Annotated in this window: 9 protein-coding genes; 3 read left to right on the top strand and 6 right to left on the bottom strand. The window is 68.8% G+C overall.

Annotated features, from left to right (window positions below; all coding sequences use genetic code 11):
• Positions 1–209 precede the first annotated feature (209 nt).
• Genes ACVCL9_RS11195 through ACVCL9_RS11185 form a run of 3 tightly spaced genes read left to right on the top strand, consistent with a single transcriptional unit; the run spans position 210 to position 5,999 of the window.
• Positions 210–1,721 carry an efflux transporter outer membrane subunit gene (locus ACVCL9_RS11195; RefSeq protein ID WP_447098065.1) on the top strand — a complete coding sequence of 504 codons (1,512 nt, stop codon included), beginning with the start codon at positions 210–212 and terminating at the stop codon, positions 1,719–1,721.
• On the top strand, positions 1,711–2,877 hold the full coding sequence (locus ACVCL9_RS11190) for an efflux RND transporter periplasmic adaptor subunit (RefSeq protein WP_447098066.1): 1,167 nt from the start codon (positions 1,711–1,713) through the stop codon (positions 2,875–2,877). Before ACVCL9_RS11195 ends, ACVCL9_RS11190 begins: the two co-directional genes overlap by 11 nt.
• Positions 2,874–5,999 (top strand): efflux RND transporter permease subunit, encoded by a 3,126-nt coding sequence (locus ACVCL9_RS11185; protein ID WP_447098067.1) that lies wholly within the window; start codon positions 2,874–2,876, stop codon positions 5,997–5,999. Before ACVCL9_RS11190 ends, ACVCL9_RS11185 begins: the two co-directional genes overlap by 4 nt.
• Before the next feature lie 120 nt (positions 6,000–6,119).
• Here ACVCL9_RS11185 and ACVCL9_RS11180 read toward each other — a convergent pair whose 3' ends face one another.
• From ACVCL9_RS11180 to lysA, 6 genes are all read right to left on the bottom strand, one after another.
• The gene (locus ACVCL9_RS11180) at positions 6,120–6,899 is read right to left on the bottom strand and encodes an N-acetylmuramoyl-L-alanine amidase (protein WP_447099523.1); all 780 of its coding nucleotides are present in this window, start codon (positions 6,897–6,899) and stop codon (positions 6,120–6,122) included.
• Between the two features lie 65 nt (positions 6,900–6,964).
• Complete coding sequence (locus tag ACVCL9_RS11175; protein WP_447098068.1) at positions 6,965–8,011, bottom strand: serine hydrolase domain-containing protein; 1,047 nt, start codon at positions 8,009–8,011, stop codon at positions 6,965–6,967.
• Positions 8,012–8,139: 128 nt separating this feature from the next.
• The gene (locus tag ACVCL9_RS11170) at positions 8,140–8,955 is read right to left on the bottom strand and encodes a M15 family metallopeptidase (protein WP_447098069.1); all 816 of its coding nucleotides are present in this window, start codon (positions 8,953–8,955) and stop codon (positions 8,140–8,142) included.
• Positions 8,952–10,526, bottom strand: coding sequence for a serine hydrolase (locus ACVCL9_RS11165; RefSeq protein ID WP_447098070.1), 1,575 nt, complete (start codon positions 10,524–10,526; stop codon positions 8,952–8,954). Before ACVCL9_RS11165 ends, ACVCL9_RS11170 begins: the two co-directional genes overlap by 4 nt.
• A complete protein-coding gene (locus tag ACVCL9_RS11160) occupies positions 10,510–11,724 on the bottom strand; it encodes a dipeptidase (RefSeq protein WP_447098071.1) in 1,215 nt (404 codons plus the stop codon). Before ACVCL9_RS11160 ends, ACVCL9_RS11165 begins: the two co-directional genes overlap by 17 nt.
• The gene (gene lysA, locus ACVCL9_RS11155) at positions 11,721–13,028 is read right to left on the bottom strand and encodes a diaminopimelate decarboxylase (RefSeq protein ID WP_447098072.1); all 1,308 of its coding nucleotides are present in this window, start codon (positions 13,026–13,028) and stop codon (positions 11,721–11,723) included. The genes ACVCL9_RS11160 and lysA overlap by 4 nt, the downstream gene beginning before the upstream one ends.
• Positions 13,029–13,066: the final 38 nt, after the last annotated feature.

Below are 13,066 nucleotides of genomic sequence, written 5' to 3'. Positions count from 1 at the left end.
CATGGCTTGATCCGCATCGGGAGGGGGCGAGTGTCGCGCCCTCCCGATGCGGCTTCCCGCAGGACGGGCTGCGCAAACGCAATTTCTTGCAGGCTTTCGCGTCGGCTTGGTACGTTATATCGTTGCGTTCCGATCTTTTCCTCAAGACGCGCACGCATGAAAACCCCGCGGTCCGATTGTCTGCTGGCACCGTCGCGATGACGGCCGCGATGATCAGACGGGCAGGCGGGTCGCTGCTGGCGGTCGTCGCGGTGCTGGCGATCGGCGGCTGCGCGGTGGGGCCGGATTTCCGGAAGCCGGCGGCACCGGATGTTGCCAGCGTGGCCGCCGGGCCGCTGCCGGAGCGCACCCCCGGTGCGAATGTCGCCGGCGGGCAGCCCCAGCGTTTCGTTTCCGGCGGCGACATTCCCGCGCAGTGGTGGACGCTGTTCCATTCGGCCGCGCTCGACGCGCTGATCGCACAGGCGCTGGCGCACAACCCCGATCTCAAGGCCGCACAGGCCGCACTGGCGGTGGCGCGCGAGAACACCCGCGCCGGACGCGGTGCGTACGCGCCAAGCGTCAGCGCCGGCTTCTCGGCCAGCCGCGAACAGGACCCGCCCGGCGCGCTGGCGCCGGTGCCAAGCAACAACGCGTACCTGTACAACCTGTTCACGCCGCAGGTCAGCGTGTCGTACGTGCCGGACGTGTTCGGCCTGAACCGGCGCAACGTGGAATCGCTCAAGGCGCAGCAGCAGGCGGTGCGGTTCCAGATGCTTGCCACCCGCATCACGCTCAGCGCCAACGTGGTGGTGGCGGCAGTGCAGCAAGCCTCGCTGCGCGCGCAGGTCGCCGCGACCCGCGAGCTGATCGCGACCAACGCGAAGATGGTCGAGCTGCTGCGCTACCAGCTCGTCAAGGGCTACGCGGGGCGGCTCGATCTCGCCGCGCAGGAATCCCAGCTGGCCCAGTTGCAGGCCACGCTGCCGCCGCTGCTGAACCAGCTGGACCAGCAGAACCATCTGCTGGCCGTGCTGGCCGGCGAACTACCCGGCGAGGCGGCGCCGCAGGCGTTCGACCTGGCCAGCCTGCATCTGCCGCAGCAGCTTCCCGTGAGCCTGCCCTCGACCCTGGTGGCGCAGCGCCCCGACGTTCGCCAGGCAGAGGCCAACCTGCATGCGGCCAACGCGCAGATCGGCGTAGCCATCGCGAACCGGTTGCCCGACATCACGCTGACGGCAAATGCAGGCAGCAGCGCGCTGGCGATCAAGCAGTTGTTCAAGAGCGGCACCGGCTTCTGGAGCCTGGGCGCGGATCTGGCCGCCCCGATCTTCCAGGGCGGCAGCCTGCTGCATCAGGAGCGCGCGGCCAAGGCGGCCTACGTGCAGGCGGCCGAGGAATATCGCGGCACGGTGCTGACCGCGTTCCAGAACGTGGCCGACACACTGGCCGCGCTGCAGCACGATGCCGAGGGCCTGCAGGCGGCGGCCAGGGCGGCGGACGCGGCCAAACTCGCGCTGGAAATCTCGCAGCGCCAGTACCAGGACGGCTACGCCAGCTACCTGTCGCTGCTTGGTGCGGAGCAGGCCGACCAGCAGGCGCGCATCGCGCTGGTGCAGGCGCAAGCGAGCCGCTATGTCGACACCGCCGCGCTGTTCCAGGCCATGGGCGGCGGCTGGTGGCACGACGCCGACACCCACTCCACCGATGCCGCTGCCACCCGGGATAGCGATGAAAAATAGACCATCCTCCGCGCCGACCCGGCGCGCGCCCGTCCTGTTGTCCGCGCTTGTGCTGCTGGCCGCGTCGACGCTGGCCGCCTGCTCGTCGAAGGCCGCGCCGCAGGCCGCCGCCGACACGCCGCACAACGTGACGCTGACCGCTGCGCAGCGCCAGCACATCCATCTGCTGACCATCGAACGCAGCAGCTTCCATCGCAGCATCGAAACCAGCGGTGTGGTGGATTTCGACCACGACCGCGCCACCCAGGTGCTGGCACCGTTCTCCGGCCCGGTGACCGAGGTGCTGGTGAACCCGGGCGACAAGGTCAAGGCGGGGCAGCCGCTGGCGCGGGTGGATTCGCCCGACTTCGCCGCCGCCGTCGGCGCGTATCGCAAGGCGCTCGCCGCGGCGCATGCCGCCGACCAGTTGGCGGCGACCGATCGTGACCTGTACGCACACCAGGCGATCTCGCAGCGCGAGCACGCGCAGGCGCAATCCGATGCGACGGGGGCGGATGCCGATCGCGACGCCGCGTTGCAGGCGCTGCTGGCCCTGCATGTCGATCCGCAAACCATCGCGGCGATACGCGAAGGCAAGCCGGTGGCGCATGGCCAGGGCGTGATCCGCGCCCCGATCGCCGGCACCGTGGTGGAGAAGTCGATCGCGCCCGGCCAGTTGCTGGCGGCCGGTTCGACGCCCTGCTTTACCGTCGCCGACACGTCGAAAATGTGGGTGATGGCGCAGCTGTTCGGCGACGACCTGGCGGCGGTGAAGAACGGCGACGCGGCCACCGTCGAGGTCGGCGGCGATGACGCGGCGATGCCCGGCAAGGTGACCAACGTCGGTGCCGTGGTCGATCCCGATACGCGCTCCGTCGGCGCCCGCGTGCTGGTCGACAACCCGGACGGCGTGCTCAAGCGGCAGATGTACGTGCGCGTGAAGATCCGCTCCGGCGATGCGCGCACGGGCTTGCTGCTGCCGGTGTCGGCCGTGCTGCGCGATGACGAGAACCTGCCGTTCGTGTACGTGGCGGCGGCCGACGGCGGCTACGCGCAGCGCACGATCACGCTGGGCGGACGCGTGGGCGATGCCTTCGAGATTCCCGACGGCCTGCACGCCGGCGACAAGGTCGTGGTGGACGGCGCGATCTTCCTGCATTTCATGCAGACCCAATGAGCGCGCAGACCCCACCCGAGGGGCTGCCGCCGCGCCCCGCCTCGCTGATCAACCGCATCGTCGCGTTCGCGCTGCAGCAGCGCATGCTGATGGTGCTGTTGGCGCTGGGCCTGGCCGCGGCCGGCGTGTGGTCCTACAACATCCTGCCGATGGATGCGTACCCGAACCTGTCGCCGCCGATGGTCGACATCGTCACGCAGTGGCCGGGGCATTCGGCCGAGGAAGTGGAGCGGCTGATCACGGTGCCGGTGGAGCTGGGCATGAATGCCATCCCCGGCATGGTGACCAAGCGCTCCGTGTCGCTGTACGGCCTGTCCGACGTCACGCTCGGCTTCGCCGACGGCACCGATCCGTATTTCGCGCGCCAGCGCGTGCGCAACCGCCTGCCGGATGTCGAACTGCCCGACGGCGTGTCCTCGTCGATGTCGCCGATGTCGCCGCCCTCGGGGCTGGTGTACCGCTACGTGCTGCAGAGCACCGACCGCTCGCCGATGGAGCTGAAGACGCTGAACGACTGGGTCGTCGCGCCGCAGTACCGCTCGGTGCCGGGCGTGGCCGACGACTCCGGTTTCGGCGGCGGCACCATGCAATACCAGGTGCTGCTCGATCCGGTGAAGATCGCCGCGCTGGGCATGTCGGTGGCGCAGGTCGAGGCCGCGCTGGCGGCCAACAACGGCAACGCCGGCGGCGGCTTCTACACCCAGGGCGGGCAGTTCTTCTACGTGCGCGGGCTGGGCCGGCTCGAGACCGTGCAGGACATCGGCGACGTGGTGCTGGCGGTGCACGACGGCACGCCGATCCTGGTGAAGAACGTGGGCACCGTGCAGGTCGGCATCGCGCCGCGGCTGGGCGAGTTCGGCTACATGGACCAGGACGACGCGGTGGAGGGCGTGGTGCTGGCGCTGACCGGCTCGAAGACCGAGAACGTGTTGCAGCGGGTCGAGGCGAAGACGCAGGAGCTCAACCGCGACGTGCTGCCCGACGACGTGAAGATCCACCCGTTCTACGACCTCACCGACCTGATCGGCCAGACCAAGGCGGTGGTGATGCACAACCTGCTGCTGGGCATGGCGCTGGTGATCGCGGTGCTGATCTTCTTCCTCTACGACGTGCGCGCGGGGCTGATCGTGGCGGTCACGATCCCGCTGGCGCTGCTGTTCGCCTTCGTGTGCCTGGACCTGAAGGGCGCCTCGGCCAACCTGCTGTCGATCGGCGCGGTGGATTTCGGCATCCTGGTCGATGGCGCGATCTTCATGGTCGAGAACATCTTCCGCGAGCTGGCCGCGCGGCAGGGCAGCGAGTTCAGCATCAGGGAAGTCATCCAGGGCGCCGCCTCGGAAGTGGACCGCCCGCTGGTCTACGCGGTGGCGGTGATCGTGGCCAGCTTCCTGCCGATCTACGTGCTGACCGGGCCTTCCGGCACGCTGTTCAAGCCGATGGCGGACACCATGATCTTCGCCCTGGTCGGCTCGCTGCTGGTCACGCTGACCCTGCTGCCGGTGCTCTGCGCGCTGTTCATGCGCCGTGGCGTGCGCGAGCGGCGCAACGCCATCTACGACAGGTTCAAGACGTGGTACGTGCGCGGACTGGAGCGCCTGCAGCAGCACGCGTGGCGCGTGACCGGGGCCTCCCTGCTGCTGCTGGTGATCGCGCTGGTGATGATGCGCGGCATCGGCGCCGAGTTCATGCCGCACCTGGACGAAGGCTCGCTGTGGGTGCGCGCCACCATGCCGTACACCATCTCCTTCGACGAGGCCTCGAAGATCTCGCCGCAGATCCGGCGCATCCTGCGCTCCTTCCCCGAGGTCACCACGGTGGGCTCCGAGCTGGGTCGCCCGGACGACGGCACCGATTCGACCGGCTTCTTCAACGACGAGTTCTTCGTCGGCCTGAAACCGTACGCGCAGTGGGACGGCAAGTACCGCAGCAAGGCCGACCTGATCGCGGCGATCGACAGGAAGCTGCAGGTGTTTCCCGGCATCCAGTTCAACTACACCCAGCCGGCCGAGGATGCGGTGGACGAGGCCGAGACCGGCCTGAAAAGCTCGCTCGCGGTGAAGATCTACGGCCCGGACCTGCACGTGCTGCAGGCCAAGGGCAAGGCGATCAAGCAGGCGATGGAAAAGGTGCGCGGCATCACCGACCTGACCCTGGTCCACGAGCTGGGGCAGCCGAACCTGTCGATAAAAATCGATCGCGCCAAGATCGCGCGCTACGGGATCAACGTCGAGGACATCAACAAGCTGATCGAGGCGGCGATCGGCGGCGACGTGGCCACCGAGGTGGCGCAGGGAGAAAAGCAGTTCGACCTGCTGGTGCGGCTGCAGCCGCAATACCGCGACAACCCGCAGCAGATCGGCGAGATCCCGGTAGCCACGCCCGGCGGCCAGCAGATTCCGCTGAAGGAGCTGGCCGACATCAGCATCGCCAACGGCGCCTCCTTCATCTATCGCGAGAACGGTTCACGCTACATCGGCGTGCAGTTCTCGGTGAGCGGACGCGACCTGGCCGGAGCGGTGAACGAAGCGATCGCCCGGGTCGGCCGCGACGTGAAGCTGCCGCACGGCTATCGGCTGGAGTGGGGCGGCGAGTACAAGGAGTACACCGCCTCGCGCGCACAGATGAACGTGATCCTGCCGCTGACCCTGCTGCTGATCTTCGGCCTGCTGTTCGTGCTCTACGGCAATTTCAAGTTTCCGTTCATCACCGTGGCCGGCGTGCTGCTGTCCGCACCGTTCGGTGCGATCGTGGCGATGTGGCTCACCGGCACGCCGTTCTCGGTGTCCTCGGCGATCGGCTTCATCGTGCTGTTCGGCGTGTCGGTGCTGACCGGCGTGGTCTACATTTCCTGCGTCAACGAGCTGCGGCTGGGCGGCATGGACATCGCCAGGGCGGTGCACGAGGCGGCGATCCTGCGCCTGCGTCCGATCACCATGACCGCGCTGGTGGCCGCGCTCGGCCTGTTGCCGGCAGCCATCGCCAGCGGCGTCGGCACCGATTCGCAGCGCCCGTTCGCGCTGGTGATCGTGGCCGGCATGCTGTCGCGATTGCTGATCGGCATGTACCTGATGCCGGCGTTGTATGCGCTGGTCGCACGGCCGGGCGACCGGTTGCAGGTGTAGGGCGACCGCACGCTTCCATTTTCGCCGGTATTCGCGGAAGAGCAGGCGGGCAGTGCCCGCCCTACGCCTGCCGCCGGGTAGGGCGGGCACTGCCCGCCGCTTTCCGGCTGTCGAAAGGTCTCAGCCGCCGCCCGCCTCGATCTGCTGCACGAGGTTCCACAGGATGCGCAGGTCCTGCGGGTCGAGTTCATCGTCGCCGAGGCCGCGGAAGTGGTTGTGGAAGGCGCGCACCGCGGCGGCACGATCGTCCAGCGGGTAGCCGACCACGGCCAGCGCCATCCACGGGTCGAAGCCGGCGGGCGGATCGACCAGCACGCCCTGCGGCCAGCGGCCGAAGCCCGCGGCGGCCAGTCGCTGCCAGGGAAACAGCGGGCCGGGATCGTTCTTGCGCGCAGGCGCGAGATCCTGGTGGCCGATGATCTGCTCGCGCGGGATCTGCAGGCGTTCGGTGAGGTCGGCGAGCAGGCGCAGCAGGCTGTCGATCTGCGCTTGCGCGAACGGGCTGTGGCCGTCGTTGTCCAGCTCGATGCCGATCGAGGCGGAGTTGAGGTCGGTGATCGTGCCCCAGCGCCCGCCGCCGGCATGCCAGGCGCGCAGCTGGTCGGACACCAGCTGGTAGAGATGCCCGTTGGCGCCGATCAGGTAGTGCGCGCTGACCGGACCGCCACTGTTGGCCGTGCGCAAGGTTTCCAGGCTCTGCCGCACCGATTGCTGGTCGGTGAAATGCAGCACGATCAGCACCGGCCGGCGGATGTCGTGGTTCGGCGAGGGCACCCAGGTCGCCAGCGGATTGCGCGGCGGCAGCGGGGCGCAGGCGGCGAGCAGGGCGAGCGCAAGCAGCACGGAGGCGGCGCGCAGCAGGCGGAGTATCGGGAATGCGCGCATCGCGGTGGGTCTCATGGTTTCGCGTTCTTTCTCGTCATTCCGGCGTTCGCTGGAATGACGGTGATGGGTGATGGCGGTGATCAACGCAACCACGGCCGGGCGATCTCCAGCGCGGTGCGGTACGGCTCCGGCTCGTTGCGGTTGCTGAGCAGGATCACGGTGAGGCGCTGCTTCGGCCAGCGCACGATCACGTTGCGGAAACCGATGCTTTCGCCGGAGTGCCACAGCGTGTCGCCGGTGATGCGCCAGCCATAGCCGTAGCTGGCCTCGTACGGTTCGCCGGTGACCTTCACGTGCGGGCTGAAGGCGAGCTTGCGCGAGGCGTCGCTGAGCAGGCGGTCGTCGTACAGCGCGGCGTCCCACTTCGCCAGGTCCTCGACCGAGGAATAGATGCCGCCGTCGCCGCGGGTGGCGCTGGTGACGCTCTGGTCGGTACGCGTCCACTGGCCGCCCACCTCGCTGTAGCCGTAGGCGCGGTCGTCCACGTCGGGGCCGTCCTTCTCGTACAGCAGCGTGTGATTCATGCCCAGCGGCTGGAAAATCTGCTGCTTGAGGTACAGCGGCAGGCTGTAGCCCGAGGCGCGCTCGACCACCAGGCCGAGCAGCACGTAGCCGGTGTTGCTGTAGCGGTAGGCGGTGCCGGGCGCGAAGTAGGTCTTCGGGGTGGCGGAGAGCATGCGCAGCACGTCGTTGTCGCTGACCTGCCCGGTGGTGCCGGGCGGGATCAGGTCTTCGTAGTCGACCAGGCCGCCGGTGTGGTCGAGCAGCTGGCGCAGGGTGACGGCGGAGGTCGTCTGCGGCAGCGAGGGCAGCCAGCGGCGTATCGGATCGTCCAGCGTGAGTCGACCCTGTTCGGCCAGCAGCAGGATCGCCGCGGCGGTGAACTGCTTGCTCACCGAGGCCAGCCGGTAGTTGGTGGCCGGCGTGGCCTTGTCGTCGTCCTCGAGGTTGGCCAGGCCGTAGCTGCGATCGACGACGGCCTTGCCGTCCTTGATGACCAGCAGCGAGGCGCCGGGCACGTCGCCGGCGTAGGGCGCCATCAGCGCGTCGACCGGATCGACCGGCTTGGTTCCGCCGCAGCCGGCGAGCAGGATGGCAGCGGCGAGGCCGATGAAGAGTCTGTGCATGGCGGATCTCCCCTCGTTGATCGTGCCTCGTAGGGCGGGCACTGCCCGCCGCATTTGCGAAGCGCGTTGCGCCGCGCCGAAGAGCCGGCGGGCAGTGCCCGCCCTACGGGTTTCCGCACACGGTGGCTTCATTTCACCGGCACGTCGTAGATGGTGTGTGGCGTCGGCTCCGGCTCGAGGGTGTAATGCCACCACTCCATCGGGTAATTGCGGAAGCCTTCGCGTTGCATGGCGTCGCGCAGCACCACGCGGTTGGCGTGCTGCTGCGCGGTCACCTCGGGCGAGTCGGTGTGCGCGCGCACGTCGAAGAAATCGAAATCGGTGCCCATGTCCAGCGGCGTGCAATGCGTGCCGTCGTCGGCGCACTGCTGCATGGTCAGGTCGATGGTGGCGCCGCGGCTGTGACCCGAGCTTTCGGCGATGTAGCCGTGCAGGAGTTCGGACTTGTCCAGCCGCGGGTAGTGCTGCGGCTTGGTGCGCTGGTCGGAAAGGTCGTGCGCCCAGCGCACGAAGTGCGCCACCGCGCGGGCGGGGCGGTAGCAGTCCCAGATCTTCAGGCGCCGGTGCTGCGCGCGCAGCTCGTGCTCGACCTTCGCCAGCGCCTCGGCGACCGGGCGCAGCAGCAGGCAGGCCGGCGCGCGATAGCCGTCCGCCGGCGTGCCCATGAAGTTGTCGCTGCCGGCGTACTTGATGTCCTCGGCGATGTCCGGCACCAGCGTGCGGATGTCGACCAGGTTCGCCGCGGCGGCAGTCGTCGCCGGCGACAGCGCCGGCGGCTGGTCCGCGTGGGTGATGCCGCTGACGGCGACGAGCAGGGCAAACGCGATCAGATGCCCGGCTTTCGCAGGAGCCCGCTTGCGGGCGATGCCTTTTCTTCCGCCAGGCACGGGAGCATCGCCCGCAAGCGGGCTCCTGCCGGCGGTGATGGGCGACGGGTTGGTCATGGGTGGCAGCTCCCCACGCGCTGGAAATCGAGGTCCTCGTAGTCGGAACTGAAGTCGCCCAGCGGGTCGAGCTTGGCCATGCGCAGGGTGATCGGCTGGCTGGCGGTGGCCGCATGGAAATCCAGCCAGGCATCCAGGTCGGCCGAATCGTCCCAGTGCACGAAATAACGCTTGCCCAGGCGCATCACCGTGCCGGCCAGCGTCGGCGACTTCGCGGCGGCGAAATGCATTTTTCCGTCGCGCGGGCACAGCGTGACGTAGCCGAACCACGGGTCGCGATACTGCCCGCTCCAGCGCGCCAGTTCGGCGGTGCTGGCTGGCCGCTGCGTCGAGGTGTCCGGGGCGGACGAGGACGGCGACCGCTGCTTCGCCTGCTGCTCCAGCGCGTCGGCGTACCAGCTCACGTCGCGGCTGGAGTTGGGTGCGGTGAAATGCTTCATAAGCACTTCGCCGAGCACGGTGCGTGCGTCGTCCGCCTCGCCGTTGATCATGAACACGAAGCCGCTCTTGCGGTCCGGCAGCAGGGCCAGCATCGAGTACATGCCGTTCAGCGTGCCGGTGTGCCACACGCTCCACTGGCCGTCGACGTCGGCCATGCGCCAGCCGTAGCCGTAGGCCATGATGTGGCTGTTGTCCCAGGCGCGGCGCTGTGCGGAAACCGGGATCAGCATGTGCGGCGCCTGCAGCACGTCGCGCTGCACCGACGACAGCCACTGCAGTTGTGCGTGGGTCGGCACCAGCCAGTTGCGGGCCCAGCTCAGCATGTCGGTGAGGTCGCAGCGGATGCCGCCGGCGGCGGCCGAGGTGATCGCGGGAATCGCCGCGGCTTCGGGGATCGGCACGTTGCGGCCGCCGTCGCGGCGATGCGGCGTGGCCACGTCGCCCACCGTGTCGCGGTTCCACGCGCCGACCTGGCAGCGGTCCAGGTGCAGCGGCGCGAACACTTCGCGGCGCATCAGCGTTTCGTACGGTGCACCGCCCGCGGCGGCGGCGACTTCGCCGGCCACCACGTAGAGCAGGTTGTCGTACTGGTATTGCGAGCGGAAGCTGTAGCCGGGCTTGATGAAGGCGAGGCCGTGGATGATGTCGGCGCGGGTGAACGCGTTCGGTTCCGGCCACAGCATCAGGTCGCCGCCACCTTCGGGCAGGCCGCTGGAATGGGTGAGCAGGTCGGCCACGCGCATGTTCGCGGTGACCCATGGGTCATTCATGCGGAACTGCGGCAGGTACTTCGTCACCGGATCGTCCCAGCGCAGCTTGCCTTGATCGACGAGGCGGCCGAGCAGGGCGGTGGTCATTGCCTTGCTGTTGGAGGCGATCTTGAACAGCGTCTGCGGGGTGATCGGCTGGCCCGAGCCGGCGATGGTTTCGCCCACGGTGCGCGTGTAGACGACCTGCCCGTTCTCGATCACGCCCACGGCGATGCCGGGCAGATGGTAGCGGGCGACGGTGGCGTCGACGATCCTGTCGAGGGCGGCGGTTTCCGCCCCGGGCGTGGCCGCGTGGACGAGCGTGCAGCCCAGCCCGAGTGCCGCGGCCAGCAGCAGGCGCGGCTTAATGACGATCGGCATGGCGCTCGACCTCGCCCCACACGCGCAGCAGGTTGCCGCCCCACAGCTTGGCGATGTCGGCGTCGCTGAAGCCGGCGCGGCGCAGCGCGGCGGTGACGTTGCGGGTTTCGCTGGCGTCCTTCCAGCCGGTGATGCCGCCGCCGCCGTCGAAGTCGGAGGCGATGCCGACGTGGTCGATGCCGGCGACCTTCACCATGTGCCGGATCTGCTTCACGTAGTCGTCCAGGGTGGCCAGCGGATATTTCTTCTGGATCTCGGCCATGCCGGCTTCCATCTCCGGCCGGTAGTCGTCGCTGTCGCTGTCGTATTCCTTCTCGCCGGCCTGTTTGGCGATGGCGTTCTGCAGTTTCTTCTCCGCGGCCTCGCGGCCCGGGTCCTTCTTCAGGAATTCCTTGTAGGCCACGGCGTCGATCACGCCGCCCTTGGCGGCGATCGCGCGCAGCAGGTCATCGGGCAGGTTGCGCGGGTGGTCGAGCACGGCGCGGGCGCCGGAGTGCGAGGCGATGATCGGCGTGCTGGACACCTTGAGCGCATCGCGCACGCAGTTGTCCGAGGCGTGGGAGATGTCGACCAGCATGCCGAGCTGGTTGGCGCGCTTCACCACGGCGCGGCCGAAGTCGCTCATGCCCTTGTCGCCGGCGCTGTTCATCGCCGGCTCGCCATGTTCGGTGTCGGGCAGCGAGCTGGTGCACAGGTCGTTGTTGCCGACGTGGACCAGGCCGACGGAGCGCGCGCCACGGTCGAACGCGGCGTCGAGGCGGCGGATGTCGTGGCCGAGCGAGTAGGCGTTCTCGATCTCGATCGTGGCCGAGAGCAGACCGGCCTTGTGGTTGGCCATCAACTGTTCGGGCGTGGTGGCCAGGCGGATGCGGTCCGGGTACATCATCAGCATGCGGCCGATGCCGTCGTATTTCTGGCTGGCCTGTTTCACCGCCTTGGCGTAGCCGGCGGCGTCGAGCTTGTGCTGCGGCACCCAGATCACGAAGAACGCCGCGTTCAGGCCGCCGCGCTCCATCTTGCCCAGGTCGACCAGCAGGCGGGTGTCGTGCCCGACGTCGAAACGCGGCTCGCCCATGTAGTTGAACGGGATGTCGACGTGGGTGTCGATGGTGATCGGCGGATCCTGCTGCGCTTGCGCGGGCAGTGCACCGGCGAAGCTCAAGGCGGTGAGGAGGGCGAGGCGGACAGTCGTGTTCATGGCGTTTCCCAGTTCCGGGCCGGCTGTTCGCCGGCGATCATTTCCTCGAAATGCTGCCGCCGCCGCACCACGGCGTAGCGGCCCCGCTGCAGCAGTACCTCGGCGGCCAGCGGCCGCGAGTTGTAGGTGGAGGCCATCGACGTACCGTACGCGCCGGTGGCCTTGATCAGCAACAGGTCGCCGGCGGCGCATTCGGGCAGTTCGCGTGCGCGGGCGAAGGTATCGCCGGTCTCGCACACCGGGCCGACGATGTCGTAGGTGGTCATCGGGCGCGGCTCGTCCGCTACCGGCACGATGTCGTGCCAGGCGTCGTACAGGCTGGGCCGCTGCAGGTCGTTCATCGCCGCGTCCAGCACCAGGAACGTGCGCTCGATGCCGGGCTTGACGCGGATCACCCGGGTCAGCAGCACGCCCGCCTCGGCGACCAGGTAGCGCCCTGGTTCCAGCAGCAGGCGGCCGCGAAAACCGGCCAGCGCCTCGCGGATCACGCCTGCGTAATCGGCGGCGGCCACCGGCCGGTCCACGCCGGCGCGATAGCACACGCCCAGTCCGCCGCCGACGTCGATGCTGTTGAGCGGGTGGCCGGCCTGCTCGAGTTCGCGCCAGAACGCGGCGACCCGCTGCAGCGCAAGGCGGAACGGATCGAGGCTGAGGATCTGCGAGCCGATGTGCACGTGCAGGCCGTCGAGCTGCACGTGGTCGAACGACTTGCGTTGGGCGAACCAGCGGCGCGCCTCGTCGATGCTGACGCCGAACTTGTTCTCCGACTTGCCGGTGGAGATCTTCGCGTGGGTCTGCGCGTCCACGTCGGGGTTGATGCGCACGGCGGCGCGCGCGGTCACTTCCTGAGCGTTCGCGACCCGTTGCAGGGTATGCAGTTCGTCCAGCGATTCGACGTTGAAGCGCATGATGCCGACGTTCAGCGCGCCGGCGATCTCGTCGGCGCTCTTGCCGACACCGGAGAACACGATGCGTTCGGCCGGCATGCCGGCGTTGAGCGCGCGGCGCAGCTCGCCGACCGAGACGATGTCGGCGCCGACGCCGGCTTGCGCCATCAGCTGCAGGATGGCGAGGTTGGGGTTGGCCTTGACCGCGAAGCAGATGGTGGCGTCGAGGTCGGCCAGCGCGGTTTTCAGCGCGTCGATGCGCTGGTGGATCGCGCTGGCGGAATAGGCGTGAAAGGGGGTGGGGATGCGTTCGGCCAGCCGCTGCAGGTCGACGCCATCGAGCCAGCGCGGCGCCGACATCCCGGTGGCCGCGAGGTTGCCGGGCATGGCGGCCGGCGTGGCGTGGAGGTGGTTCATGGGCAGTGGCGGGCCATTGTCGGTCGCCCGCAGGGCGG

It is taken from the genome of Rhodanobacter sp. UC4438_H5, assembly GCF_052978405.1.
Note: the sequence above shows the minus strand (reverse complement) of the source record. Positions and strands in the feature narration are given on the sequence as shown.